Below are 25,086 nucleotides of genomic sequence, written 5' to 3'. Positions count from 1 at the left end.
ACGGGTTTTTTCATTAGACGGAGAACTTCCGATTTGGTTGCTCCTAAAAATGAAAATGTGATAAAAAGTCCAAGAATTTTTTTTCTTTCTTATTTTCATAAAGGGCGATTGCATAAGCGCCGGCATAGGGAAGCTGTACAGATTGATAAGGGATTCTGATCATCTGTTTCTCTGCCAACTCACGCTTTACTGTCGATAAGGGCAGAAATGAAACCCCGAGCCCTTCCTTGATAAACCGTTTCGTTATATGTGTTTGAGTGACTTTCATTGTTCTCACAAATGGAAATGTCACTCTGACTTGACGGAGCAAGTCGTCCCAGTAATCAGGATGATTGTGGGTCAAAAGCAGGTATTGCTCCAGCACCTCTTTGGCATCAATTTCTTTGTCTGCCATGAAACGCTGATCGGGCGGGGCAACAAGGACTACCGGGTCTTTATATAAGCAGTGGCAGGTTAAAGAGGAAGACTGTACCTTTAAACAGCTCAGCCCGATATCTGCTTCCCCGGCTTTAATCAGTGACGCGATTTCCGCCGATTCAAAAATCGTCACTGCCATTTCTGTTTCTGTATTCATTGCTGTGTACCGCTTCATGACAGAAGGAAGCACTGTATCTGCGATAAGCGGAGAAACCGCGAGCTGTAAGGTTTGAGAGTAGCCTTGTCTCACTCTGTGAAGCTCTGCCATGCTGTTTTCGTAATCATCAAGCAGCCTGAGCGCATACGGCAAATAAGCCCTGCCTTCATCAGTCAGCTGGATCTGCCTGCCTTTTCGCTCGAACAGTTTGCAGCTGATTTCTTTTTCTAATTGCTTGATATGTACGGTTACAGTGGGCTGAGATAAAAAAAGCGTTTCCGCTGTTTTTCGGAAGTTTTCATATTTCGCAGCAGTCACGAAGGTGTGAAGCCATTTGAAATCCATTTCTATTCTCCCTCTGATTAATATTTTTAATTAATTCCCTTTAAAATATTCAATATTTTTTAAATATTATATTTACTATAATAACAGAAAAGGATAGGGGGAATACAAATGGTACATTACGGATTAAAGGGAATTACATGTGTGGAAACATCCATCAGCCATATTGACGGTGAAAAAGGCCGCTTGGTTTACAGAGGCCACCATGCGAAAGACATCGCACTGAATCACAGCTTTGAAGAAGCCGCTTATTTGATCTTATTTGGAAAACTGCCTTCATCTGAAGAATTGCAGACATTTGAAGGGAAGCTTGCTGCGGAGCGGCATCTGCCGGAACACATCGAACGATTGATTCAGTCACTGCCAAACAACATGGACGACATGTCGGTGCTGAGAACGGTTGTTTCAGCACTGGGGGAAAATACGTACACGTTCTATCCGAAAACAGAAGAAGCAATTCGGCTGATTGCCATCACGCCTTCCATCATTGCGTATAGAAAACGATGGGCGCGCGGTGAACAAGCAATTACACCATCTTCCCAGTACGGACATGTCGAAAACTACTATTATATGCTCACAGGTGAACAGCCTTCAGAGGCAAAAAAGAAAGCGCTTGAAACATATATGATTCTGGCCATGGAGCACGGCATGAACGCATCCACTTTTTCTGCACGGGTCACATTATCTACAGAGAGTGATTTAGTGTCAGCCGTCACTGCCGCTCTCGGCACGATGAAAGGCCCGCTGCACGGAGGGGCTCCCTCTGCGGTGACAAAAATGCTTGAAGACATTGGAGAAAAAGAACATGCTGAAGCATACCTGAAAGAAAAACTGGAACAAGGAGAGCGCCTGATGGGATTCGGCCACAGGGTGTACAAGACGAGGGACCCGCGGGCAGAAGCTTTGAGACAGAAAGCAGAAGAGGTGGCCGGCAATGACCGCGATCTTGATCTTGCGCTGCATGTAGAAGCAGAGGCAATTCGTTTGCTTGAAATCTACAAACCAGGACGCAAGCTGTATACAAATGTTGAGTTTTATGCGGCTGCTGTGATGAAGGCCATCGACTTTGACGATGAATTGTTTACACCAACCTTTTCAGCAAGCCGAATGGTAGGGTGGTGCGCCCATGTGCTGGAACAAGCAGAAAACAATATGATTTTCCGTCCGTCAGCGAAATATACGGGCACCATTCCTGAAGAAGTTCTTTCATAACAAAACATATTTTGCCGTTTATTCGCTTCTATGGCGTGGTAACGTTCAGTATCAACCACATGTCTAGGAGTGATGAATATGAACCCAATGGACAGACAAACAGATGGGCAAGAGCCGCAGCATCAGGACAGACAGCCGGGCATTGAGTCAGAAATGAATCCGCTGCCTCTGTCAGAGGACGAGGATTATCAAGGAAGCGGAAAGCTGAAAGGGAAAGTTGCCATCATTACCGGGGGCGACAGCGGCATAGGGAGAGCCGCAGCTATTGCGTTTGCTAAAGAAGGGGCTGATGTATCCATTCTTTACTTAGATGAGCATTCGGACGCAGAGGAAACGCGTAAACGAATCGAAAAGGAAAATGTCCGCTGCCTGCTTATCCCGGGAGATGTTGGGGACGAGAATCATTGTGAACAAGCTGTGCAGCAAACAGCGGATCACTTTGGCCAACTTGATATCTTGGTGAACAACGCTGCTGAACAGCATCCGCAGGACAGTATTCTCAATATTTCAACAGAACAGCTGGAAAAGACATTTCGCACAAACATTTTTTCCATGTTCCATATGACGAAGAAAGCTTTGCCTCACTTGAAAGAGGGAAGTGCCATCATTAATACGACATCGATTACCGCTTATGAAGGGGATACGGCGTTAATTGATTACTCCAGCACAAAGGGTGCGATTGTTTCCTTTACGCGATCCATGGCGATGTCGCTTGCGGATAAAGGCATCAGAGTGAATGCGGTGGCGCCCGGTCCGATTTGGACGCCGCTTATTCCGGCGACATTCCCGGAAGAAAAAGTGAAACAGCACGGCTTGGACACGCCAATGGGAAGACCGGGGCAGCCGGTTGAGCATGCAGGTGCATATGTCCTGCTGGCGTCTGACGAATCGTCCTATATGACAGGGCAGACCATTCATGTAAATGGCGGCCGTTTTATTTCAACATAATCAACGAAAAACCAGCGTGATAGCTGGTTTTTTTATGTGAGGAGATATTTCAAGGTGAGAATTTGTCGACTTTTCTGACAATTAAGTTTTCATTTTTGTGATTTTATATATAATAAATATTGTTAGGAGAAAGGAATGATTCGTTCACCGGTACTAATAGAGTGGAAAAACAGAAAATTGGCCATTATCGCTCATGAATTCTGAAAATTCAAATAAAATATATAAAAATAGATAATTAGTCTAGGAGTTGAAGGGGAATGAAAGGGAGCGTATTTAGGAAGAAAAGCATTCAGGATTTAATCGCTGCGACGAGCGGTGAAAAATCTTTAAAAAGAGAATTAGGGGCATTCGATTTAACATTGCTTGGAATCGGCGCCATTATTGGCACAGGGATTTTTGTCCTGACGGGAACAGGTGCAGTCACGGCCGGCCCCGGGCTGACCATTTCATTTGTTGTGGCGGCGCTGGCTTGTTTATTCGCGGCCCTGTCTTACGCAGAATTTGCGTCAAGTGTGCCTGTTTCAGGTTCGGTGTATACATTCACGTATGCGACATTGGGAGAGCTTTTGGCCTTTATTATCGGGTGGGATTTAATTTTAGAGTACATGCTGGCGGTAAGTGCGGTGTCAGTCGGCTGGTCTGGTTATTTCCAATCGTTTTTATCAGGGCTCGGCATTCATCTTCCGGTTGCTTTAACAGCAGCACCGGGGGCGGTGGAGGGCACATTTACCATCTTTAATCTGCCTGCCTTTGTGATTGTGATGGCGATAACGTTTTTGCTTTATTTAGGCATCAAAGAATCAAAAAGAGTCAACAACATCATGGTGATCTTGAAAGTGCTGGTCGTTTTGCTGTTTATCGCGGTGGCAGCCGTTTATGTGAAGCCGCATAACTGGCAGCCGTTTATGCCGATGGGCTTTGGCGGCGTATTCAGCGCAGCGGCGCTCGTATTTTTTGCTTTTATCGGATTTGACGCTGTATCCTCTGCTGCGGAAGAGACAAAAAATCCTGCGAAAGATCTGCCTAAAGGCATAATATTCTCTTTATTGGTTTGCACGATTTTATATGTCACTGTATCAGCCATCATGACAGGGGTTATCCCGTTTGCACAGTTTGCGGGCGTGGATCATCCGGTTTCTCTTGTTCTCCAAAGCGCCGGGCAAAATTGGGTGGCAGGCATCATTGATATTGGCGCCGTTTTGGGAATGACAACAGTTATGCTCGTGATGCTTTATGGGCAGACACGCGTCATGTTTGCTATGTCGCGTGACGGACTGGTGCCGGGCTCACTTTCTAAGGTCCATCCAAAGCACAAAACACCTTATGTGGCCACTTGGTTTTTCGGCACAATGTCGGCGCTCCTCGGCTCACTTGTTCCGCTGGATGAACTTGCAAAACTGGTAAACATCGGAACACTGTCAGCGTTTGTGCTTATCTCTGTGGCAGTGATCGTTTTGAGAAAGAAACAGCCTGATCTACCGAGAGCCTTTACATGTCCGGGGGTTCCAGTGATCCCGGGTCTGGCGATTCTGTTCTGTCTGTTCTTAATTTTAAATCTTGGATGGGTGACGATTGTCCGCTTCCTTGTATGGCTGTTAATCGGATTGGCAATCTATTTCTTGTATGCAAGAAAGCATTCAAAATTAAATCAATAATCTTGTGGTTAAGAGAGCGGTCATTCAGGACGCTCTCTCTTTTGTGTTCTTGGAAAATGAATCTATAGAAATGAAGACAAAAATAAGAGATAATATAGGGTGGAAAGGAAGTGACGTTTATTGTCTGAGCAAAAACCAGTCCAATGGGCTTCGAAAATCGGTTTCGTCATGGCAGCCGCCGGCTCGGCTATCGGCTTGGGCGCGATTTGGAAGTTCCCTTATGTAGCAGGGACCAATGGGGGAGGCGCCTTTTTTCTTATCTTCGTGTTATTTACCATTCTCTTAGGCTATCCGCTTTTAGTGGGAGAGTTTATTTTTGGAAGACGGAACCAGATGAATGCCATTGATGCATATAAAAAAGAAGCGCCGCGAACAGCTTGGTTTCTCACGGGATGGGTCGGTGTAGCCGCATGTTTCTTAGTGCTGTCGTTTTACAGTGTAATCGGAGGGTGGATTTTGCTGTATATCGTGAAAACAGCATCTGGTTCACTTTCCGGGCTTTCTCAAGAACAGTTTGGAACCCTGTTTGCTTCTATTATTCAAAATCCGGTGCAGACGCTCGCGGCTCAGTTTGTTTTTATGGTGCTGACTGTCTTGGTCGTCGCCAGAGGGGTTCAAAAAGGGATTGAACGGGTCAGCGCGGTGATCATGCCGATTTTGTTTTTATTGTTTATTCTGCTCGTTCTTCGGTCACTCACGCTTGATGGTGCGTTGGAAGGCGTAACATTTTTGCTTGTGCCTCATTTCGGCAATTTGACTCCGGAATCTATATTATTCGCGCTGGGACAGGCCTTCTTTACGTTAACACTGGGGGTTTCGGTGATGGTGACTTACAGCTCTTATTTGCCGAAAACGCAAAATGTCCCTCGTTCGGCAGCCTCCATTGTCGTGATGAATATCATTGTGACACTCTTGGCGGGGCTGGCCATTTTTCCAGCGGTTTTTTCATTCGGTTTTCAGCCAAATGAAGGTCCGACATTGCTGTTTACAGTGCTTCCGGCCGTTTTTGAACAGCTTCCGTTCGGCACGTTGTTTTTTATCGGCTTTCTCGTTGCGTTTTTATTTGCAGCCTTAACCTCAGCGTTTTCGATGGTTGAAATTATTGTCGCCACAATCGGAAAAGGGGACGAAAAGAAGAGAAAAAAACTGTCATGGACAAGCGGGCTGTTGATCTTTTTGGTTGGAATCCCTTGTTGCTTGTCTTATGGCGTATTGAGCGATGTGAACATATTCGGTAAAACGTTTTTTGATATTGCCGATTTTACTGTCAGCAATGTTTTGATGCCATTAGGCGCTTTGTTAATTTCTCTTTTTATCCCGCTCAAAATTTCGAAGCGCGAGCTTTTAGCAGAAATGAGAAACGGATCAAATGCAGGTAAAGCATTCTTTTATACATGGTTTTATTTGCTTCGTTTTATCGTACCGCTGGCCATTATTATTGTATTCTTAAATTTAATCGGGATTTTATCATTTTAAACAACAGGCTCCGTTTCCGGGGCCTGTTTTCTTATTTAATAAGACGATATCAACGGTGCCCATGCCGTTTTCAGCTTTTGGATACCGAGCCTGATGTCCTCTTCTGACAAACCGCCATAACCGATTAAAACAGAAACAAATGGCGGCTGTCCTTTATAAGAGGGGGATACGGGATAGATGGTTACGCCATTGTCGGCAGCAGCACTAATCGCTTCTTCTTCACTTGCAGGAAACAAAAGCCGCAGGAGGATATGAAGACCGGAGTTTTTTCCGAGAACCTCAACGCTGTTCCCTAGTTCAGACCGTATGGCTTCTAACAGGACAGCGTGTTTTTTTCGGTATAAGGCTCTCATTCTGTTTACATGCTTTTGCCACTCTCCGCTTTCGATGAAGTCTGCCAGTGCCATTTGAGAGTGGGAAGAGACCGTTTGTTTCATTAAGTGAGCGTTTTTTCTGACCGATTCCATGAGTAGAGGGGGCAAGATCATGTAGCTGAGCCGCAAGGAAGGCAGCAGTGACTTTGAAAAAGTGCCGAGATAGATGACTCTGCCATTTGGATCAAGACCCTGCAAAGACGGAATGGGCTGGCCGCTGTAGCGAAATTCCCCATCGTAATCATCTTCTATAATGAACGAGTTTGCTTCCTTTGCCCATGCCAGGAGCTCCTGTCTTCGGGTTATCGTCATAATGCTCCCGAGCGGAAACTGATGCGAAGGAGTCGTATACACGAGAGATGGATTCTGCGCTTTAAGCTCACCCGGCAGGACGCCTTCTTCATCAGAATAAATCGGAATGACATTCATGCGATTTGCTTCAAATAATCTTCTTGAACGGTGAAAACCTGGTTCTTCAAAACCGATTTTTGTGCCGTGCTTAAGCGTAAGACAAAGAATTTGCAGAAGCACGGTCGTTCCTGCGCCAATCATGATCTGTCCGGGCTCGCAAATGACACCCCTTGACAGCCTGACGAAACGGGTAATCATGCGCCTGAGTTCAGGCTCTCCTTGAGGGTCTCCAGAGGTGTGTCCGGAATAGCGGTCCAGACTTTTTACGATGCTTTTTCTCCATTCGTTAAAGGGGAAGCGGGCCGGATCAACATTGCCTTGATGAAAGTCAATGGCAGGTGCGTTCTCTTCAGGTAAGACCTTCTGCATAGACTGCTGAAAATGGTCAGGAGCCGCTGGAAAATCTGCTTCTACTCCCGCCGCGAACCAGCCGATTTTTGGTTTGCTTTTGACATAGCCCTCAGCAGTTAATTGCTCGTATGCATGTTCAATTGTTGCCGTACTGACACCGAGCAAGACAGAGAGTCTGCGTTTTGACGGAAGTTTTGTTCCTTTCGTAATTCTCGCGTGTGAAATTTCTTGTTTGAAAAAGGTATAAAGTTGCTCATACAGCGGTGTTTTGCTTTTTTTATCAAGAAACGGCGTGATATCCATCTCGAGTCTCCTTTATATCTGGCATGGTCATGTTTTTTGATATTGGCTATTTGGTAAATGCCATTTATTAGCTATGATCATTGTAACGAAAGGAAAGGGGATTGAGAAGATGATTCATATGAAACAGTTAACCACGAAAGAAGAATGGGCTGAATCGTATCCGGTTATGAGTGAATTGAGAACAGAACTGGATGAAGAAACGTATTTACAAAGGCTTGACGCCTGTGTGCAGCAAGAATCGTATATGCTGTTTGCCTTATATGAGGATACGGCAATCAGGGCGCTGTGCGGCGCGCTGCCGAGGGTTTCCATTCACAAGGGAGAGCATTTATGGATTGCGGATCTTGTGACAACCGCGCCTTGCCGATCAAAGGGATACGGCAAATTACTTTTGGATTATGCCGCAGACTGGGCAAGAAAAGCCGGACTTGGCTTTGTCAGTCTTTCATCTGGCCTTCAGCGTAAAGACGCACACCGATTTTATATAGACAAAATGGGTTTTACGATAGAAAGCTACTTGTTTAGAAAGCCGCTGTAATCAAAAAAGACGCCTCTTCAGGCGTCTTTCTTTTAAAAGCCAAACTGTAAATTAGTATCTACAGATACAATGGTATACACACAAATAATCACAAAGAGATTCAGGATGACGCCGAGCAGGCCTGGTCCGGTGCGCCCTCTCTTGATGAAGAGTTCAATTATGCCAAACGGAACGGCGGCCATGGCGAACGGAAGCATTTGATAGGAATAAATTGTGACATTGCTGATAATCGCCAAATTCAGCAAGAGCAGGGACAGAATTGCTGTCCCGACTGAAATCCAGCCGAATACATTGTGTTCTTTAAAAATTCTTACCAGTTCCATAATTCCACCTCGCCGACATTCGCTGATTTTACAGATTTGTTCTTCAGCATCCGCTGGATTTCTTTGGTTGGGCCTGTAACGACCGAACCGTATACATTGACACCGTTTTTCTCTACATAATCCAATCGTTTAACCACATTCAGATCTTTTCGTTTTGAAATAACCTGCGCCCATTTTTCGTGCTTGGACATGAATGTCAAGGCGTTGATAAACTGATCGCCATTTGACTTGCCTTTTGTATTAAGCGCAGCCAAGAACTTTGAATCTTTCCCTGGATAGCCAAGCGGCTCTGCGTATACTTTCTCATTGTTGTTGTTCTCTGTTTCAATTGCATTCCACAAAAAGCTCACATCATACCCTTTGAACTTGTTATATATTTCTTTTGTCGGGTATGCACGGTCATATGAAAGGTAGACCTCGGAAACCGTTCCTTCGGGCAATGTCTTTAACGTTTGGTCAGCTTTTGCAGTGGATTGTTCAGACTCATTTGATGGGTGTGTAAAGTAATGGCCGGTTTTATGCACTTCTAAATCATAGTAGTTAACGACAGGCGCTTTCACTTTATTATAAAACATTTCAACTCGTTCATTCCCCACTGCGACTGTCTTCGTACCGATCTGCTTTTGCAGCGGGAATTCGGTATTCATGCCAAACAGCTTCACTTGGCTTTTCAGTCCGGATGTATCGACAAGAACATTTGGCATGGTCAGGGCTACAGTGACTGCGGCGGTTTCCATAAACTCATTGCCGGTGCTTTGTTTTCCTCCCATTCCGTAATAGAGGTAGCTTCCCAGCGTACAAAGCGGCAAAATCATCAAGGTCGAAATAACGGCAAGGACAGAAATTCGTAAATAAGACTTGCGTTTCCCATAGGCTAAAATCGCTTTTTGTTTTTCTGGACTGATACTGACATCCCAATCGTTATCGTCCTCTAGCTCGCTATCAATCAGTTCCTGATACACTTCGAGCTTCTCTAGTTCTTCCTCAAATGCGGTCATTTCCCGGTCGCTCATTTCCCCATTTTTATATTGATCAAAACGCTTTTTAAATTCTTCATTCATCATTAACACCTCTATTATAAAGTGCTTTCAGCCGCTGTCTGGCGCGAAATAAAACACTTTTAAAATTCGCCTCTGAAATATTCATAATATGGGATGCTTCTTTGTAATTTAGCTCTTTTAAATAATATAGCGTTAAGGCCTCCCGATAATTATCGGGGAGCTCGGACATATAACCAGTCAGCACTTCCTTTATCTCTACCTGATGGGCAGGGCTCTGAACAGCACTTTGAAAGAGGCTTCCGATTAAGTCATCAGAAATGGTTACTTCTTTCTTATGCTTTCTGACGTAATCAATGAAGGCGTTTCGCGCCACTTGAAAAAGCCAGGGCTTTACTTTGCTGTGATCATAGGAGTGAATGTGTATGTATGCCCGCATAAAGGTTTCCTGCAGCAAGTCCTCGGCAAGATGCTTGTCTTTTGTCATGGAGAGCAGGAACCTGTAAACATCATTCATGTACATTTGATAAATTTCATCGATCGTCACTGCCTTTTCTCCCCTCTATGTTATACACGCATAAGAAAGGTTTAAAGTTGCACATTACATGCAAACGGCTTTTTATACCTCATCAAACACCATTCCTATATAGTACCTAAAAATGGCCGCGAAAGATAGTACCGAGAAATGTTTAACATGTTTTCCAGTGGGGAAAAGAGAGTGAAAAAAGAAGGAGTGGCACAATGGAATATACCAGTATAGCAGACACCAGAATAAAAGCCTCCAGAATCGGCCTAGGCACATGGGCGATTGGCGGAACCATGTGGGGAGGCACTGGCGAAAAACAATCAATCAAAACCATCCGCTCCGCTCTTGATCAGGGGATCACACTGATTGACACCGCTCCGGCCTACGGCTTCGGGCAGTCCGAGGAAACTGTAGGGAAGGCGATCAAGGAGCACGGCAAAAGAGATCAGGTGATTCTCGCAACGAAAACGGCTCTGGACTGGAAGAACAACCAGCTCTTCCGCCATGCGAACAGAGCGAGAATCATAGAGGAAGTCGAGGCTTCTTTGAAACGGCTTCAAACGGATTATATTGATCTTTATCAGGTGCATTGGCCCGATCCGCTTGTGCCAATTGAAGAAACGGCGGAAGTCATGAAGGAATTATATGATGCCGGCAAAATCCGGGCGATTGGCGTCAGTAACTTTTCAGTTGAACAAATGGATACATTTCGCGCCATTGCACCGCTTCAAACGATTCAGCCTCCATATAATCTGTTTGAAAGAGAAATTGAAGAGAATGTTCTTCCATATGCGAAAGACAAACAGATCACAACGTTATTATACGGCAGTTTATGCAGAGGGCTGCTAACAGGTAAAATGACCGAAGAGTACACGTTTGAGGGCGACGATCTGCGAAATCATGATCCAAAATTCCAGCAGCCCCGTTTTAAAGAGTATCTTTCTGCTGTTCATCAGTTGGATGAGCTGGCGAAGACACGTTATGGAAAATCAGTGATTCACTTGGCCGTCAGATGGATCTTAGATCAGCCGGGAGCGGATATCGCTCTTTGGGGGGCGAGAAAGCCTGAGCAGGTTGATGCGGTATCGGAGATTACAGGCTGGAAGCTGAGCAGTGAAGATCATAAAGACATCAATACGATATTGGAAAATACGATTTCAGCCCCGGTCGGGCCCGAGTTTATGGCACCCCCGACCAGAGAGGAAATCTAACAAAAGCTGAGGGCGATCCTCAGCTTTTTGGCGTTTTAACCAGAGAAATCTTAAAAATTAGTACCAGGTAATAAAAAATATTGTTATAATAGATAGCAGAAAGAATCATTGATTACGACAAAGGAAGTGCGATATGTATAAGTTTTGTGCAAATGCTTTAAAAGTTATTCTTTCTCTTCGCGGAGGAGTGAAGGTGTATAACAAAGAAAACCTTCCGGCCGATTCAGGTTTTGTCATCGCGTGTACACACTCCGGCTGGGTTGATGTGATCACACTCGGAGTCGGGATTCTTCCTTATCAAATACACTACATGGCGAAAAAAGAGCTTTTTCAAAATAAATGGATCGGTTCGTTCTTGAAGAACATTAATGCCTTTCCGGTAGATCGTGAAAATCCCGGACCAAGCAGTATTAAAACCCCTATTAAGCTGTTGAAAGAAGGAGAGATCGTCGGTATCTTCCCGAGCGGAACAAGGACCTCTGAGGACGTGCCTTTAAAAAGAGGAGCCGTGACAATTGCGCAAATGGGGAAAGCGCCGCTCGTTCCCGCTGCATATAAAGGGCCTTCAAGCGGAAAGGGATTATTCAAAAAAGGAAAAATGAAGCTCATTATCGGTGAGCCGCTTCAGCAGGCTGATTTTGCCCACCTGCCGTCAAAAGAAAGACTTGCAGCCATGACAGAGGCTTTAAATAACAGTATTAAAGAGCTTGAAAACAAGCTGGAACAGCTATAATCCACCAGTGCCCGCCCTCACCGATTTCCCGATTGTTTATAAGTTCCTTGGCAATTAGCTATACTATATAAGGAACTAATTATTGGGAAAGGTTACGGAAAATGATGAAAATTATCGTAGTAGGGGCTGGAATTCTAGGAGCGTCAACAGCGTATCAGTTAGCCAAAATGGGGGCTGAGGTTCTTGTCATAGATCGGAAAGATAAGGGACAGGCCACCCATGCAGCGAAAGGCATTATTTGTCCATGGCTGTCACCGAGGCGGAATCAGGCGTGGTATAAACTGGCAAAGGCAGGAGCGCACTTTTACCCCTGTTTCATAGAGGAGCTTAGAAAAGCAGGCGAGATAGAAACGGGTTATGCTCCGGTTGGTGCTCTTAGTATTCATCACGAGAAAGAAAAGATTGAAAAGATTGAAAAACGGGTGCAAGAACGCAAACAAGACGCCCCGGAAATCGGAGACATTTCTTTTCTATCTGAATTCAAAACCGCCGGCATGTTTCCATTGCTGGCTAAACGGTACCATTCAATTCATATAAGCGGAGCCGCCCGAGTGGATGGCGAGATGCTGAGAGATGCATTATTGCGTGCTGCTCAAAGAATGGGCGCCGTTTATTTAACAGGCGATGCCAAGCTTCAATATCATTCGAAACGAGTGACAGGCGTAACCGTCGGTGATGAATGTTATTCTGCTGACAAGGTGATTGTTTGTGCCGGTGTATGGGCAGGCCAATTGCTGGCGCCTTTAGGCATTCGCTTCAAAGTAAGCGTGCAAAAAGCGCAGATCATATATGTACAGGTTCCTGACGCAAACCATATGGACAGCTGGCCTGCTATCATGCCGCCTTCTAAGGAATATCTGTTAGCTTATGCTGACAAGAGAATGGCCATCGGAGCGACTCGTGAAGATGATATAGAAGGTCGTGATGAGCGGATCACGGCAGGCGGGCTGCAGGAATTGTTGAACAAAGGATTGGAAATGGCTCCTGGTTTAGCAAACAGCACCTTTCAAGAAGCAAGAGTCGGTTTACGACCGATTACACCGAACGATGTGCCGGTGATCGGACCTCTTCCCGGCTGGGACGGGATCATAGCGGCAAATGGCCTTGGATCGTCCGGTTTGACAATGGGACCTTATATGGGGAAACAGCTGGCGAAGCTGGCTCTTAAAATGGACGTAGACATCGATTTAGAAGAATATGATATAAAAAATGCAGCAGAAGTTCAATGAACATCCGCTGCTTTTTTGTTTTATATTTTGGATAATGAAAGCTGGTCCTCTGGCAGTGCTTTGAGTGAGCCGTCATTGTTTAATACAGAACGCCATGTATAACGGGGTTCATAACCAAGGGTCTTTTTCGCTTTATCGATCGCCATCAGTGTTTCATATCCTTTTATATCCCGCTTTAAAGAGACTTCTGGGAAAAATCGTTTTACCAAGTCTTCACTCGGTTCTTTCATGATGGTATCCGGCGCCGTAATGTGGAAGACCTCATTGCCGATATTGTTTTTTTCGATTGCAAGCAGGCAAGCGTGCGCAGCGTCTCTCACATCGCAATACGCCCATGCATTTTTCTTTTGGATATCCTTTTGCTTTTCGTTCCAATGCATGCCTGGAATTTTTTCATACTCATCAGGTTCATATATATTTGCAAAGCGGAGGGTGACAATTTGTGTATTCATCAGCTTTGAAAACATATCTGAAAGGATCTCGGTCAGACGCTTTGCCATTGCATAAGACGATTTTACGATTGTCGGATGCTCTTCGTCTACAGGAAGGTAGCTGAGCTCTTTCGGCACAAACGGATATCCCAGCACCGTCTCGCTCGAAGCCCATACAAGCTTACGCACTTTAAAATCTTTACAAGCCTCCAAAATATTGAAGTTGACAAGCATATTATTTTCAAATATCGCCTGAGAGGGATTTCTGACATCGGTCGGAATATTCCCAAGATGGACCACAGCGTCACAGCCCATAATAAGCTGGCATACTTGGCCGTAATCCCGCAAATCGGCTTGGACAAATGTTTTTGATGCTGATTCCTCTGTTAATACTCTATCTGACGCTGTTACATCGTGGCCGGCCTCCAATATTGTTCTTACGGCCCACCGTCCTATTTTACCTGCTGCTCCAGTTACCACTACTTTCATCGTTTCACTCCTTTTTCTTGTTTTTAAATGAGATCCAGTCCCCTGATTAGAATTCCCGAGGATTCAGTTTTTATAAAAGAATAGGGAGGTTAGAAACAAAACATAATAAAAAAGACACCTCAATAAAAGGTGTCTTTTTATATTATGCTTCTTTCGGTTCTCCAGCTTCAACCAGCTCTTCTGCCGCAAGTTTTTTGACTTCAATATAAGCGACGTGGTGGCCGTCGATTTCGTTAATGATAAATTCGCAGCCTTCTTCGATGATAGAATCATCTTTTTCAACATCGTATTTTTGGGTAAGGAACCAGCCGCCGATCGTATCGACTTCTTCGTTCTCTAAATGAATGCCGAACAGGTCGTTTACTTGGTCGATTAACACTTTTCCGTCAAGAATATAATGGCCTTCGCCGATTTTGCGGATTTCGTTAATTTCATCAATATCAAATTCATCGCGGATTTCGCCGACAATTTCTTCGATGATGTCTTCAACCGTCACAAGCCCGGCCGTACCGCCGTATTCATCAGACAGGATGGCCATGTGGACTCTGTCTTTTTGCATTTTGACAAGCAGATCTTGGATCGGCGCGGATTCAATGACATGAATGATCGGGTTGACGAATTGAGAAATGGTGGAATCAACAGATACCTCGCCGCTGATGCAGGCGGTCAGCACTTCTTTAATATTAATAACCCCGATAATGTTATCTTTATCGCCCTCTTCTACAGGATAGCGGGTATATTTTTCGATCTGAATGATGTCCATCATTTCAGAAATCTTGATATCATGCGGAAGGCTGACAATTTCAGTCCGCGGAATCATAATTTCTTTCGCGAGCCTGTCGTCAAATTCAAAGATTTTATTCACATATTTAAACTCTGACTGGTTAATTTCACCGCTTTTATAGCTTTCAGACAGAATGATTCGCAACTCTTCTTCAGAGTGAGCCAGTTCGTTTTCTGAAACGGTCTCCAGGCCAAATGCTTTTGTCAATAACCGTGCGGAATTGTTCAAAAGCCAAATGAACGGGAACATGATGCGGTAAAACCAAATCAGCGGTTTCGCAAACAGCATAGACACTGCTTCCGCCTTTTGGATGGCGACTGTCTTAGGCGCAAGTTCTCCGACAACAACGTGCAGGAACGTGATAATGGCATACGCAAAAATAAACGATATGACATGTGAAAGGGAACCTGGCACATTCAATTGTATGAAAAGCGGGTGAAGCATCCTTTCAATTGTGGACTCGCCTAAAACCCCTAATCCAATGGAAGTCAATGTAATTCCGAGCTGACACGCAGATAAATATTCATCAAGATGCGTAGTCACTTTTTTTGCGGCTATTGCTGCTTTATTTCCTTCCGCGATCAGCTGATCAATTCGTGAGCCTCTGATTCTGATAATGGCAAACTCAGAGGCCACGAAAAATGCCGTCAGGGCGATTAAAACAGCAACTAAAATCAAATTCACTATGTCCAATTAGAACCTTCACTCTAGAATTGAGAATGAAGGTAACACCTCCTGTTAGATAAAATGGTTTTAACTTAACAGCAGCATAAATGATTGGAACACGGCGAGCTTTTCGGGTGGGAGCTTGTTTTTCAGCTTGTCACGATCCTCGGGCTTCAGCCGTTCAAACCGATGCAAGATTCCGGAGATATTGTGATTCATATGATCAATTTCTAATGCCAGTTTACCAATTTCATCATCAAGTTTAGCTGAAGAGGGAAACTGGTTCTCCAGTCGATCTTTAATATCGGACAGGGCCAATCGCTGCTTCTTGCAATCTACAATAAATATGAGTCGTTTAAGTGCATTTTCATCGTAGTAACGGTAATTTGAACAGGATCTGGCCGGCGTAAGCAGACCGATATTCGTATAATAATCAACTGTTCGTTTCGTTACTCCGGCAAGTTTTGCTAGTTCACTGATGCGATAAGTCTCAGCCCCATCTATATCCCTCCCAACCATCACGTTATAGTTATGAGAATAGTTTAATATATGAAGGGTGTCTTGCACAAGTTTATTGTTTTTTCCCAGATAGGTACTGGAAGTTGTGGAATTCATCATCTGATTAAAGTAACATGGAAAGAAACAATTTTCGAAATATTTTATACGGAAGGGACAGATGAAATTGGCTGGGTTATCCCGGGAAGTTGAAGAAAACTTACATAAAGGGTCATGGATTCGCAAGCTGTTTGATGAAGGCGCAAGGCTGAAGAAAGAGTTCGGGGATGACCAGGTATTTGATTTTTCGCTTGGCAACCCGATTGTTGAACCGCCTGAAGCTTTTAAGAGAGCATTAATAGAAGAAGCTGAAAAAGGCAATCATGGATACATACAAAACCAAGGGCTTCCGGCAGCGAGAGAGAAGGTCGCGCAATTTCTGGGGTCCCGTTTTGAAGCGGAGTTCTCGGCGGAACGAGTCGTCATGACGGTGGGCGCGGGCGGCGCATTGAATGTCGCGTTAAAAAGCATTGTGAATCCGGGGGAAGAGGTCATTATTCTCGCACCTTATTTTGCCGAGTATAAATTGTATATTGAGAACTATGGGGGAAAGGCTGTCAGCTGCCCATTGACGCCTCGATTTGAGATTGATATTGAAGCAGTAAGGCAGTCCATCACGCCAAAGACGAAAGGGCTGATTCTCAACACGCCTCATAACCCGACAGGCACTGTTCTCAGCCAGAAAAATATAGATGATTTAGGCGCTTTATTAAAAGAAGTAGAAGAGAAGAACGGCCAGACCATTTATGTGCTGTTTGATGAACCCTACAGTCAATTAATCTATGATGAAGAGCTGGCAAATCCGTTTCAATCGTATCACCGTGTGATTTTGGCGAGCTCATTCAGTAAGGATCTCGGCATAGCGGGGGAGCGGCTCGGATATATCGGTTTGGACAGCCGGATGCCTGATTCAGGCCTTTTGATCAATGCTTTTGTGTATTGTAATCGAACGCTTGGGTTTGTGAATGCGCCTGTTATGATGCAGCGCGCTGTGGCAAGAATGGATGATGTAAGAGTCGACGCAAGCGCTTATAAAGAGCGCAGGGATTTAATGGTCGGCATTTTAAAGGAAGCCGGTTTTGAATTTGAAATGCCAAAAGGCGGTTTTTTCGTATTTCCGAAATCGCCAATAGAAGATGAAGTCGCCTTTTGCGTGCATGCCGCTCAAAAATACAAACTATTAATCGTGCCGAGCAGCGGTTTTGGAATGAAAGGGCACTTCCGTTTATCCTTCAGTGTGCCGATAGAGCAGATTAAAAATTCACGGGATATTTTCGTATCTTTATATAAAGATTTTGCTTAACGAAAACGGCTTTGAACGCTGTGCCTGTGATTAAAGCCTGCTCTGCAATAATAGTCTAAAAATTAAAAATCATTTTTGGAATGAGTTGTGTTACAATAAAATATACAATTTATAATCAAACTTTGACTTGGAGGTGGTATGATGGGGCCCTCTGCTTAGGCAACAATACACCGCGTACCTCAATGTTAAGGAAAAATGATTATATCAGGAGGTGACTCCTTATCCTTGTATGAGAGGATAAGGTTAAATGGACGATATTGACAGTCTGATTTTAATTGGTGTGCTCATTGCTTTAACCGCGTTTTTCGTTGCGAGCGAGTTTGCGATTGTTAGAGTAAGGAGATCCAAAATTGATCAGCTTATAACGGAAGGAAACAAACGGGCGATACTCGCAAAGCGTGTCATTACAGATTTGGATGAATATTTATCTGCATCCCAGCTGGGCATTACATTGACATCAATCGGGCTCGGTGTACTGGGGGAGCCGGCATTTGAGCGGCTGCTGCATCCATTGTTTGAACCGCTCGGCCTGCCGGAATCGGTTTCTCATGCGATCTCTTTTGCGGTCGCGTACGGTTTGATCACGTTTCTGCACGTTGTAGTAGGTGAACTGGCCCCGAAAACGGTCGCGATCCAAAAGGCAGAACAGCTGACCTTGCTGATAGCGGGTCCATTGCGTTTATTCTATTTGCTCCTGTTTCCGTTTATTTGGATCCTCAATGGATCTGCGCGGCTTTTATGCGGCTTGTTCGGTTTAAAGCCTGCGTCAGAACATGATGGTTCCCATTCTGAGGAAGAACTCAGAATGCTGTTGTCTGAGAGTTTAAAAAACGGAGAGATTAATCCGTCTGAATATAAATATGTAAATAAGATTTTTGAATTTGATAATCGGATCGCCAAAGAAATTATGATACCGCGGAAGGAAATGGCCGCTGTGTCAACAGAGATGACGATCGCCGAGATGCTTGAAGTCATGCTGAAGGATAAATACACACGCTGGCCTGTGACAGACGGGGACAAAGACAGTGTCATCGGTTTGGTCAATACGAAGCATTTGTTTTCTGATTTGTTGTTTATGACAGAAGAGGAACGAATGAAGATGACGATCCATCCGTATGTGCGGCCGGTAATCGAAGTGATTGAAACCATCCCGGTTCATGACTTGCTGATTAAAATGCAGCGCGAACGCATTCATATGGCCATATTGTCCGATGAATACGGAGGAACCTCGGGACTTGTGACGACAGAGGATATTCTTGAGGAAATTGTCGGCGAGATCAGAGATGAATTTGATGAGGATGAACAGCCGCTGATCCAACATCTTGGCGACCGCCATTATGTCATGGATGGAAAGGTTCGGATCGATCAGGTGAACAGCCTTCTTGATGCTTCGATTCAAGAAGACGTCGATACGATCGGCGGGCTGATATTAAAAGAAAACATCGATGTTGAGGCTGGTGAATCCATCCGCATCGGTTCATATACGATAAAGGTGCTGAAGATGGACGGCCGATTAATCAAGCAAATCGAGATAAAAGAAGAAGCAAGCACAACCGGGGTTACCGCGCACCACACGCTGCCGATGCCCGATCCTGTGATGCTGAACAATGCAACCTTGAGCGAGAAATAAGCTCAAGGTTTTTTTACGTTGCAATTGTCCAGCCGCACCAAAACGCCAAAAGCGACCCGCAAAGCGTTAGGGTGATGTACAGAATGCTTTCCATAACGCGTTTGGCCAGCAGGAGCTGAACACTTTCAACGCTGAAAGTGGAAAAGGTCGTAAAGGCGCCAAAAAATCCCGTGCCGATGATGAGGGAGGCCGAAGCATTTGTGACGTGGAGCCCTGTAAACAATCCAAGCCCGAGAGCCCCAAGTATATTGACTGTTAATATGCCAATGGGCAGGCTGGGACTTTTGGTTTTGGCGGTGATGACATTGCCAAGCCAAAAGCGCAGCATCGCGCCAAGGCCGCCCGCTATAAAGATACCCGCTAGTGTCATCATTCCTGCAGCTCCTTTGTTTGTTGAATGCCCGCTACGCCACGGCCCGCCAGTACGCCAATCAGCGCAAGAACGATTCCTGATATCAATGAGAGTGCCATATATAAAACAGCTAATGAGGGTTGTGCTTGCAAAAGCATCACCGTTTCTTTAGAAAACGTGGACATTGTTGTAAAGCCGCCGCAAAAGCCGGTACCAAAAAAAGCCGACAGCAGAGGCCGTTTTGCCTTGATCATAAAAAAGCCGGTCAGACTGCCTAATAAAAGGCTCCCAGCTGCGTTTTCAAGCAAGGTTGCAGCCGGGAACTGATTGGAGTGTAACCACATGTTTAATCCGTACCGGAGGCAGGCGCCTAGCGCGCCTCCGATAAAAATCGCGCTATATATTTTCATTTTTGCCATCCTTTTTAATGAAATCCGGGTAGTCTGTTACGATGCCGTCTACACCTATTGCTTGTAATTTTGCTGCTGTATTCTGATTATTGACAGTCCATGCAAACACTTTTAAGCCATTTTTATGGGCGGAAGCGATCATCAGCCGGTTGAGACGGGTGTATTTTATATTGACATAGTTTGCGAGAGATTGACAGGTCTTCAGCTGCTGCCTGGACAGCAAGCCAAAATTGGGTCTTATAATGACCGCTGTCGGAAACGACGGATAAAGCTCGCGGAACCTCTGGACGGAGCGGAACTGAAAGGATTGGATAATATTGTTGATAGAAAAAGAAAATTGCCCTAACAGCTGCCCCACCTCTTCTTCAATTCCGATTTGAGATGGATGGCCTTTTAATTCAATTAATAGGCCGATTTTTTTGTGGTAGCGCTTGAGCACCTCTTCCAAGGTTGGAATCCGCTCTCCCTGAAAAGCAGGGCCGTACCAGCTTCCTGCATCGAGTTTCTGCAATTCCTCCAATGTAAAATCTTTAACAAAACCCGATCCGTTTGTTGTTCGGTCAACTCTGTCATCGTGTATCACAACAATCTGCCTGTCTCTTGTAAGCTGGACATCCAGTTCGATCATATCTGCATTCGTTTCCGCCGCAAGGTCAAATGCGGCAAACGTATTTTCCGGAGCGTAACCTGATGCTCCGCGATGGGCAATGGTGTACAAGCTAAGTCAGCTCCTCATATGGGCATTTCTGTTATTGTATCAAATCCATATATGCACGGCGATACAAACTGGTGAATTTTTTCTGCCATATTGGAATGGTCCAGGCGGAGAACCGCGTATAACTAAAAAAAGACACTTAACGCATCAGAACATATTTCGTCAGGAAATTGGGCCTTTCGACACATTCGCGAAATATTCTGCTACTTTATAATAGCAAAAAAGGAGGCGAGATCATGGGAAAAGGGAGAATCAGAGTGGAGGAAAGAATTAAAGCCGAAACGGATGCTGAAATGCAAAAAGCAACTCTCCTAGATCAGACACAAACGAAAAAAAGTAAGTGACTGTTCCTGTTGAATCTGGCTGAATAGATGAATTGAGAAATGGCCCCGGCGTTCCGCCGGGGTTTTGTGCTGAAATAAGACATTTAGATGAGCATCTTTACGAATCTTTTAGTATAATAAACATTTGATTTAAATAGAAGGGAGACTGTCATGCTAGATTATCTGCAACAATACTTCACACTTGATAAAATGATACAAATCGGCATCAGCTTGGCGATTTTGCTGGTGTTTCTTATACTCAGAAAACTGTTTACAAGATATTTCTTTCAGTTGCTTTTTAATCTCACGAATCGGCGGAAAACAGAAATTTTCAAACAGGTAGTTGTGGCGTTTGAAAAACCGGCCAGATGGTTTTTTGTTGCTTTAGGGCTGTTTTTAGCGATCCGGTATTCACCGTTTTTAGACGAACAAATGCCTGTCATCAGCAACATATACCGCTCGCTGATTGTGGCGCTTTTGTGCTGGGGGCTTTGTAATTTGACCGCAGCGTCTTCGTTTATCTTCCATAAGGTGAATCAGCGCTTTGAGCTGGAGATGGATGACATTCTGGCACCGTTTTTATCCAAATTGCTTCGTTTTGTCATCATTGCGCTCAGTGTCAGTGTGATCGCTCAGGAATTCAATTATGATGTCAATGGATTCGTGGCGGGCTTAGGTCTTGGGGGACTCGCTTTTGCGCTTGCAGCGAAGGATACCATCAGCAACTTCTTCGGCGGAATCATTATTATTACAGAAAAGCCGTTTACCATCGGTGACTGGGTGGAGACGTCGACGGTAACGGGCTCAGTAGAGGATATTACCTTCCGAAGTACGAGGTTCAGAACCGCACAAGGGGCGCTTGTAACAGTGCCGAACTCTACGCTGTCGATGGAAGCGATCACGAACTGGACAAGAATGACCAAACGCCAGATCACGTTTTCCATCCATGTGTCCTACGCTACGCCGGTTGAGAATCTTGACCGCTCTATTCGTTCTCTCAGAACAATGCTCTTAGAGCACGAGGGCGTTGATAATGAAACGATCATGGTCAACTTTGATACGTTTGCCGACAGCTATTACAATTTATTTTTCAACTTCTATACAAAAACAGCGGTTTGGGCTGAAAACCTCGATATTAGAGAGGATATCAACTATAAAATCATTGAAATCCTTGCCGCAGAGGGTGTCGAGTTTGCATATCCCGGCCAAATGGTTTTTGTGAAGCAAAAGCACCAAAACGATCCGTTCCAAGTGAATGTAAGTAAAGAGGAAAAGGAACGGGCTTAAAAAGGGAAAGACTTCGTCTGACAGAGGCGGAGTCTTTTTCGTGGTAAAATAAGAGAAAAAAGGCGGTGTTAAGTTGGAAACATTCGAAAACATTTTAAATGAAGCGCAGCGAATTGTCGTGCTGACCGGAGCGGGAATGAGCACAGAATCAGGAATTCCCGACTTTCGTTCGGCAGGTGGCATCTGGACGGAGGATGCCTCAAGAATGGAAGCGATGAGTGTTGATTACTTTTTAAGCCACCCGCGTCAGTTTTGGCCCAAATTCAAAGAATTGTTCCAGATGAAAATGAGCGGCAGCTTTGAACCGAATGAAGGGCACTTGCTTTTGGCTGAGCTGGAGAAGCAAGGGAAGCAGGTCGATATCTTTACGCAAAACATTGACGGCCTTCATAAAAAAGCCGGGAGCAGACATGTGTACGAATTGCATGGGTCTATCCGGACAGCAGCCTGCCCGGCATGCGGAGCGCCATATGATCTCCCTCATTTGCTGGAGCGGGAGGTGCCGGAGTGTACGGCGTCCGGAAAAGATGGTGCCATTTGCAAAACAGTATTAAAAACCGATGTGGTTCTCTTTGGCGATGCCGTCTTGCACTTTGAGACCCTTTATGAAAAGCTGGATCAAGCAGATCTTTTATTGGTCATAGGCACATCTCTCGAAGTCGCTCCGGCAAGATTTGTGCCTGAGGACGCAAGCCGGATTCCCGGCATGAAGAAAGTCATCATTAACCTAGAACCGACGTATTGCGACAGCTTGTTTGACATGGTCATCCATCAAAAAATTGGAGAGTTTGCCCGAAGTTTGGGAATAAAAAAGTGAGGCCGCACTCATGCGCCTCACTTTTTTATTCGTGAACAGGAACCATTGTGTCCTCTAATACTCCAAAGGAATAGCCTTTTTCTTTTAGTTTATTGATTAATACTGGCAGCGCGTTCACTGTAGCCGGAAGATCATGCATGAGAATCACATATGGCCGGCTTGAACGGCTGTGTTCCATATTCTCAAGCTGCTGTAAGACGGACGTCACATATGCTGAATTCCGGTATTTCCAGTCCATGCTGTCGATGGTCCAATCCCAGTACACAAAACCGTTTTTCTCAAGATTGCGGATTTGTGAGGAGGTCAATGACGGCTTGCTGCCATATGGCGTTCTGACAAGGTCGGTTTTATATCCTGTAATGTCTTGCAGCGTGTCACGCGCCTCCCGCATTTCTTTTAACGGGGATGTCGGTGTTTGGTAGAATAGTTTATTATTATGGGTGACGCCGTGTAAACCGAGTGCATGGCCTTCCTTTTCTGATCTTTTTACAGCTTGTTTGAATTCATTCATCCGCGGTGACAGCATAAAAAATGTCGCTTTTACATCAGTGCGCTTCAATACGTCGAGCAAGCGGTTTGTATAGGCTGACGGGCCGTCATCGAAGGTTAGGTAAACCGTCTTATCTCCCATGTTCTGTTTCGTCTGCAGATGTTTTATCAGCAGATCGGGGGAGTCGTTTTTCAGCTTCAGGCTTTCCTTCTCATTGCGAAGCTCGCCGTTTGTTGTGACAGTGACTTCCTTTGCTTTCGTTGAGCTGTTGGAATAAACCAACATCACCATAATCAAAAGCAGCACACATAAAACTGCTAAACTTGCAAATTTAAAGGCAAGCGAAACTGCAGAAGGAGAAGCGTCTTCTCTCGTTTGTCGCATAACAATCTCTCCATTGGCATAAAATCTCTACATAACGCTGTACAGCAGGCAGCTTATCAAGATGCATAAGTTTACAACTTATGTATTACGAGTCAAGTATACAGGAATAAAAATGGGAAGAACATAGAAAAAATGTCGAAATGTCAGATTTTAAGGAAAAAATAAACTCCTTCCCGCTATAGATCTCTTGTTCTTTCTGTTTTTCAGCTCATCCAATATGGTAGAATAAGTGACAATGACAGCTAGAAAAACTTCAGGGAAATCTCGAAAAGGGAGGGCTATTATGAAGGTTTTAGTCAACGGACAGCTGATCGAACGCAGCGAAGCATCAATCGATTTGGAAGATCGCGGTTATCAGTTTGGCGACGGTATTTATGAGGTTATCAGGGTGTACAAAGGGGTATTGTTCGGCTTGCGCGAGCATGCGGAGCGTTTTTTCAGAAGTGCGACTGAAATCGGAATCTCACTCCCGTTCAGTATAGAAGATCTCGAGTGGGATCTGGAAAAGCTTGTTCAGGAGAATGCGGTCAGTGAGGGAGCGGTATACATTCAGACGACAAGAGGTGCGGCGCCGCGAAAGCACCAGTACGAAGCTGGACTTGAGCCGCAGACGACTGCTTACACATTTTCTGTGAAAAAACCGCAGCAAGAACAGGCGTACGGAGTGGCAGCCATTACAGATGAGGATCTTCGCTGGCTGAGGTGTGACATTAAAAGTCTGAATTTACTGTATAATGTCATGGCGAAGCAAAAGGCCTATGAAGCTGGAGCTTTTGAGGCCATTTTAATTAGAGACGGTGTTGTTACGGAAGGTACATCCTCTAACGTTTACGCCGTTATCAACGGGACGGTGCGAACGCATCCGGCTAACCGGCTCATTCTTAATGGCATTACACGGATGAATATTTTAGGGCTGATTGAAAAGAACGGGCTCAAGTTTGATGAGAAGCCTGTCAGTGAGGAAGAGCTGAGACAGGCAGAGGAAATCTTTATCTCGTCAACGACGGCAGAGATTATTCCGGTCGTGACGCTCGATGGGGACTCAATCGGAAACGGCGAATCCGGACCGGTGACAAAACAGCTTCAGGCTGCTTTTCAAGAAAGCATTCAGCAGGCAGCAAGCATTTCGTAATGAAGCATAAAAAAGAGCCCGCTTTGCAAGCGGAGCTCTTCAGCTTGTAGAGAAAACGACGTTTTTTCTACAAGCTTTTTTGTTTTCTGCTGTTTCTTTAGTTGTTCAGCTAAT

26 protein-coding genes are annotated in these 25,086 nt (G+C 44.8%); 14 read left to right on the top strand and 12 right to left on the bottom strand.

Features of this window, described 5'->3' with window-relative positions:
• Nucleotides 1–43: 43 nt before the first annotated feature.
• Complete coding sequence (citR, locus tag ACY3LV_RS17480) at nt 44–919, bottom strand: transcriptional regulator CitR (protein ID WP_087991192.1); 876 nt, start codon at nt 917–919, stop codon at nt 44–46.
• 108 nt (nt 920–1,027) lie between these two features.
• Here citR and citA point away from each other — a divergent pair, with 108 nt between their 5' ends.
• The 4 genes from citA (at nt 1,028) to ACY3LV_RS17460 (ending at nt 6,207) form a co-directional block, all read left to right on the top strand.
• Entirely contained in the window at nt 1,028–2,128 is a 1,101-nt protein-coding gene (gene citA, locus ACY3LV_RS17475) for a citrate synthase CitA (protein WP_464864238.1), read from the top strand.
• A 78-nt stretch (nt 2,129–2,206) separates the two neighbouring features.
• Complete coding sequence (locus ACY3LV_RS17470; RefSeq protein ID WP_333562240.1) at nt 2,207–3,076, top strand: SDR family oxidoreductase; 870 nt, start codon at nt 2,207–2,209, stop codon at nt 3,074–3,076.
• A 257-nt stretch (nt 3,077–3,333) separates the two neighbouring features.
• A complete protein-coding gene (gene bcaP, locus ACY3LV_RS17465; RefSeq protein WP_333562241.1) occupies nt 3,334–4,731 on the top strand; it encodes a branched-chain amino acid transporter BcaP in 1,398 nt (465 codons plus the stop codon).
• A 120-nt stretch (nt 4,732–4,851) separates the two neighbouring features.
• Nucleotides 4,852–6,207, top strand: coding sequence for a sodium-dependent transporter (locus tag ACY3LV_RS17460; protein ID WP_148964410.1), 1,356 nt, complete (start codon nt 4,852–4,854; stop codon nt 6,205–6,207).
• Between the two features lie 35 nt (nt 6,208–6,242).
• Here the strand turns inward: ACY3LV_RS17460 and pdxR are convergent, their stop codons facing one another.
• A complete protein-coding gene (gene pdxR / locus ACY3LV_RS17455) occupies nt 6,243–7,646 on the bottom strand; it encodes a MocR-like pyridoxine biosynthesis transcription factor PdxR (protein WP_464864237.1) in 1,404 nt (467 codons plus the stop codon).
• A 109-nt stretch (nt 7,647–7,755) separates the two neighbouring features.
• Here pdxR and ACY3LV_RS17450 point away from each other — a divergent pair, with 109 nt between their 5' ends.
• Nucleotides 7,756–8,184 (top strand): GNAT family N-acetyltransferase, encoded by a 429-nt coding sequence (locus ACY3LV_RS17450; RefSeq protein WP_087991198.1) that lies wholly within the window; start codon nt 7,756–7,758, stop codon nt 8,182–8,184.
• A gap of 32 nt (nt 8,185–8,216) precedes the next feature.
• Here ACY3LV_RS17450 and ACY3LV_RS17445 read toward each other — a convergent pair whose 3' ends face one another.
• From ACY3LV_RS17445 to sigM, 3 genes are read right to left on the bottom strand one after another with little or no spacing between them, the layout of a single operon-like run.
• Complete coding sequence (locus tag ACY3LV_RS17445; protein WP_087991199.1) at nt 8,217–8,507, bottom strand: anti-sigma factor; 291 nt, start codon at nt 8,505–8,507, stop codon at nt 8,217–8,219.
• Entirely contained in the window at nt 8,495–9,571 is a 1,077-nt protein-coding gene (locus ACY3LV_RS17440) for an anti-sigma factor (protein ID WP_148964114.1), read from the bottom strand. The genes ACY3LV_RS17445 and ACY3LV_RS17440 overlap by 13 nt, the downstream gene beginning before the upstream one ends.
• Nucleotides 9,561–10,052, bottom strand: coding sequence for an RNA polymerase sigma factor SigM (sigM, locus tag ACY3LV_RS17435; protein ID WP_087991201.1), 492 nt, complete (start codon nt 10,050–10,052; stop codon nt 9,561–9,563). The genes ACY3LV_RS17440 and sigM overlap by 11 nt, the downstream gene beginning before the upstream one ends.
• A gap of 194 nt (nt 10,053–10,246) precedes the next feature.
• Between sigM and ACY3LV_RS17430 the strand changes: the two genes are divergently transcribed.
• The 3 genes from ACY3LV_RS17430 to ACY3LV_RS17420 all read left to right on the top strand — a co-directional run bounded on the left by ACY3LV_RS17430 (nt 10,247) and on the right by ACY3LV_RS17420 (nt 13,204).
• Nucleotides 10,247–11,242: an aldo/keto reductase gene (locus ACY3LV_RS17430; protein WP_464864236.1), complete on the top strand. Its 996-nt coding sequence runs from the start codon at nt 10,247–10,249 to the stop codon at nt 11,240–11,242.
• Nucleotides 11,243–11,375: 133 nt separating this feature from the next.
• Nucleotides 11,376–11,975 carry a 1-acylglycerol-3-phosphate O-acyltransferase gene (locus ACY3LV_RS17425; RefSeq protein WP_148964116.1) on the top strand — a complete coding sequence of 200 codons (600 nt, stop codon included), beginning with the start codon at nt 11,376–11,378 and terminating at the stop codon, nt 11,973–11,975.
• Between the two features lie 101 nt (nt 11,976–12,076).
• A complete protein-coding gene (locus ACY3LV_RS17420; RefSeq protein WP_464864235.1) occupies nt 12,077–13,204 on the top strand; it encodes an NAD(P)/FAD-dependent oxidoreductase in 1,128 nt (375 codons plus the stop codon).
• Between the two features lie 20 nt (nt 13,205–13,224).
• On the opposite strand, the gene ACY3LV_RS17415 is transcribed toward ACY3LV_RS17420, so the two are convergent.
• The 3 genes from ACY3LV_RS17415 to cueR form a co-directional block, all read right to left on the bottom strand.
• Nucleotides 13,225–14,124: an NAD(P)-dependent oxidoreductase gene (locus tag ACY3LV_RS17415; RefSeq protein ID WP_333562008.1), complete on the bottom strand. Its 900-nt coding sequence runs from the start codon at nt 14,122–14,124 to the stop codon at nt 13,225–13,227.
• 142 nt (nt 14,125–14,266) lie between these two features.
• Complete coding sequence (locus tag ACY3LV_RS17410; protein WP_148964119.1) at nt 14,267–15,601, bottom strand: hemolysin family protein; 1,335 nt, start codon at nt 15,599–15,601, stop codon at nt 14,267–14,269.
• A 60-nt stretch (nt 15,602–15,661) separates the two neighbouring features.
• Nucleotides 15,662–16,093 (bottom strand): Cu(I)-responsive transcriptional regulator, encoded by a 432-nt coding sequence (gene cueR, locus ACY3LV_RS17405; protein ID WP_148964340.1) that lies wholly within the window; start codon nt 16,091–16,093, stop codon nt 15,662–15,664.
• A 157-nt stretch (nt 16,094–16,250) separates the two neighbouring features.
• Here cueR and ACY3LV_RS17400 point away from each other — a divergent pair, with 157 nt between their 5' ends.
• Together ACY3LV_RS17400 and ACY3LV_RS17395 are read left to right on the top strand one after the other, a co-directional pair.
• A complete protein-coding gene (locus tag ACY3LV_RS17400; RefSeq protein WP_464864234.1) occupies nt 16,251–17,432 on the top strand; it encodes a pyridoxal phosphate-dependent aminotransferase in 1,182 nt (393 codons plus the stop codon).
• A 247-nt stretch (nt 17,433–17,679) separates the two neighbouring features.
• On the top strand, nt 17,680–19,062 hold the full coding sequence (locus tag ACY3LV_RS17395) for a hemolysin family protein (RefSeq protein ID WP_333562006.1): 1,383 nt from the start codon (nt 17,680–17,682) through the stop codon (nt 19,060–19,062).
• A 13-nt stretch (nt 19,063–19,075) separates the two neighbouring features.
• Here ACY3LV_RS17395 and crcB read toward each other — a convergent pair whose 3' ends face one another.
• Genes crcB through ACY3LV_RS17380 form a run of 3 tightly spaced genes read right to left on the bottom strand, consistent with a single transcriptional unit; the run spans nt 19,076 to nt 20,542 of the window.
• Nucleotides 19,076–19,432, bottom strand: coding sequence for a fluoride efflux transporter CrcB (gene crcB / locus ACY3LV_RS17390; protein WP_464864260.1), 357 nt, complete (start codon nt 19,430–19,432; stop codon nt 19,076–19,078).
• Nucleotides 19,432–19,824: a fluoride efflux transporter FluC gene (locus ACY3LV_RS17385; RefSeq protein ID WP_464864233.1), complete on the bottom strand. Its 393-nt coding sequence runs from the start codon at nt 19,822–19,824 to the stop codon at nt 19,432–19,434. Before ACY3LV_RS17385 ends, crcB begins: the two co-directional genes overlap by 1 nt.
• Nucleotides 19,811–20,542 (bottom strand): glycerophosphodiester phosphodiesterase, encoded by a 732-nt coding sequence (locus ACY3LV_RS17380; protein WP_464864232.1) that lies wholly within the window; start codon nt 20,540–20,542, stop codon nt 19,811–19,813. The genes ACY3LV_RS17385 and ACY3LV_RS17380 overlap by 14 nt, the downstream gene beginning before the upstream one ends.
• A 233-nt stretch (nt 20,543–20,775) precedes the next feature.
• On the opposite strand from ACY3LV_RS17380, the gene ACY3LV_RS17375 reads away from it, so the two are divergent.
• The 3 genes from ACY3LV_RS17375 (at nt 20,776) to ACY3LV_RS17365 (ending at nt 22,966) form a co-directional block, all read left to right on the top strand.
• Entirely contained in the window at nt 20,776–20,883 is a 108-nt protein-coding gene (locus ACY3LV_RS17375; protein WP_003224203.1) for a YhdX family protein, read from the top strand.
• A 150-nt stretch (nt 20,884–21,033) separates the two neighbouring features.
• Nucleotides 21,034–22,149 carry a mechanosensitive ion channel family protein gene (locus tag ACY3LV_RS17370; RefSeq protein WP_333518330.1) on the top strand — a complete coding sequence of 372 codons (1,116 nt, stop codon included), beginning with the start codon at nt 21,034–21,036 and terminating at the stop codon, nt 22,147–22,149.
• A 73-nt stretch (nt 22,150–22,222) separates the two neighbouring features.
• Complete coding sequence (locus ACY3LV_RS17365) at nt 22,223–22,966, top strand: NAD-dependent protein deacylase (protein ID WP_148964125.1); 744 nt, start codon at nt 22,223–22,225, stop codon at nt 22,964–22,966.
• 25 nt (nt 22,967–22,991) lie between these two features.
• Here ACY3LV_RS17365 and ACY3LV_RS17360 read toward each other — a convergent pair whose 3' ends face one another.
• On the bottom strand, nt 22,992–23,840 hold the full coding sequence (locus tag ACY3LV_RS17360; protein ID WP_333562003.1) for a polysaccharide deacetylase family protein: 849 nt from the start codon (nt 23,838–23,840) through the stop codon (nt 22,992–22,994).
• 283 nt (nt 23,841–24,123) lie between these two features.
• Between ACY3LV_RS17360 and dat the strand changes: the two genes are divergently transcribed.
• Nucleotides 24,124–24,972, top strand: coding sequence for a D-amino-acid transaminase (gene dat / locus ACY3LV_RS17355; protein WP_464864231.1), 849 nt, complete (start codon nt 24,124–24,126; stop codon nt 24,970–24,972).
• Nucleotides 24,973–25,086 lie beyond the last annotated feature (114 nt).

The organism is Bacillus sp. 11C, from assembly GCF_055486375.1.
The sequence above is the reverse complement of the archived record's forward strand: the minus strand, read 5'-3'. Positions and strand labels throughout refer to the sequence as shown.

What these genes read in the sequence shown, in the direction of transcription:
- citR (WP_087991192.1), bottom strand. Translation starts at nt 919, where the DNA reads ATGGATTTCAAATGGCTTCACACCTTCGTGACTGCTGCGAAATATGAA.
- citA (WP_464864238.1), top strand. Translation starts at nt 1,028, where the DNA reads ATGGTACATTACGGATTAAAGGGAATTACATGTGTGGAAACATCCATC.
- ACY3LV_RS17470 (WP_333562240.1), top strand. Translation starts at nt 2,207, where the DNA reads ATGAACCCAATGGACAGACAAACAGATGGGCAAGAGCCGCAGCATCAG.
- bcaP (WP_333562241.1), top strand. Translation starts at nt 3,334, where the DNA reads ATGAAAGGGAGCGTATTTAGGAAGAAAAGCATTCAGGATTTAATCGCT.
- pdxR (WP_464864237.1), bottom strand. Translation starts at nt 7,646, where the DNA reads ATGGATATCACGCCGTTTCTTGATAAAAAAAGCAAAACACCGCTGTAT.
- ACY3LV_RS17450 (WP_087991198.1), top strand. Translation starts at nt 7,756, where the DNA reads ATGATTCATATGAAACAGTTAACCACGAAAGAAGAATGGGCTGAATCG.
- ACY3LV_RS17445 (WP_087991199.1), bottom strand. Translation starts at nt 8,507, where the DNA reads ATGGAACTGGTAAGAATTTTTAAAGAACACAATGTATTCGGCTGGATT.
- ACY3LV_RS17440 (WP_148964114.1), bottom strand. Translation starts at nt 9,571, where the DNA reads ATGATGAATGAAGAATTTAAAAAGCGTTTTGATCAATATAAAAATGGG.
- ACY3LV_RS17430 (WP_464864236.1), top strand. Translation starts at nt 10,247, where the DNA reads ATGGAATATACCAGTATAGCAGACACCAGAATAAAAGCCTCCAGAATC.
- ACY3LV_RS17425 (WP_148964116.1), top strand. Translation starts at nt 11,376, where the DNA reads ATGTATAAGTTTTGTGCAAATGCTTTAAAAGTTATTCTTTCTCTTCGC.
- ACY3LV_RS17420 (WP_464864235.1), top strand. Translation starts at nt 12,077, where the DNA reads ATGATGAAAATTATCGTAGTAGGGGCTGGAATTCTAGGAGCGTCAACA.
- ACY3LV_RS17415 (WP_333562008.1), bottom strand. Translation starts at nt 14,124, where the DNA reads ATGAAAGTAGTGGTAACTGGAGCAGCAGGTAAAATAGGACGGTGGGCC.
- cueR (WP_148964340.1), bottom strand. Translation starts at nt 16,093, where the DNA reads ATGGTTGGGAGGGATATAGATGGGGCTGAGACTTATCGCATCAGTGAA.
- ACY3LV_RS17400 (WP_464864234.1), top strand. Translation starts at nt 16,251, where the DNA reads ATGAAATTGGCTGGGTTATCCCGGGAAGTTGAAGAAAACTTACATAAA.
- ACY3LV_RS17395 (WP_333562006.1), top strand. Translation starts at nt 17,680, where the DNA reads ATGGACGATATTGACAGTCTGATTTTAATTGGTGTGCTCATTGCTTTA.
- crcB (WP_464864260.1), bottom strand. Translation starts at nt 19,432, where the DNA reads ATGACACTAGCGGGTATCTTTATAGCGGGCGGCCTTGGCGCGATGCTG.
- ACY3LV_RS17385 (WP_464864233.1), bottom strand. Translation starts at nt 19,824, where the DNA reads ATGAAAATATATAGCGCGATTTTTATCGGAGGCGCGCTAGGCGCCTGC.
- ACY3LV_RS17375 (WP_003224203.1), top strand. Translation starts at nt 20,776, where the DNA reads ATGGGAAAAGGGAGAATCAGAGTGGAGGAAAGAATTAAAGCCGAAACG.
- ACY3LV_RS17370 (WP_333518330.1), top strand. Translation starts at nt 21,034, where the DNA reads ATGCTAGATTATCTGCAACAATACTTCACACTTGATAAAATGATACAA.
- ACY3LV_RS17360 (WP_333562003.1), bottom strand. Translation starts at nt 23,840, where the DNA reads ATGCGACAAACGAGAGAAGACGCTTCTCCTTCTGCAGTTTCGCTTGCC.
- dat (WP_464864231.1), top strand. Translation starts at nt 24,124, where the DNA reads ATGAAGGTTTTAGTCAACGGACAGCTGATCGAACGCAGCGAAGCATCA.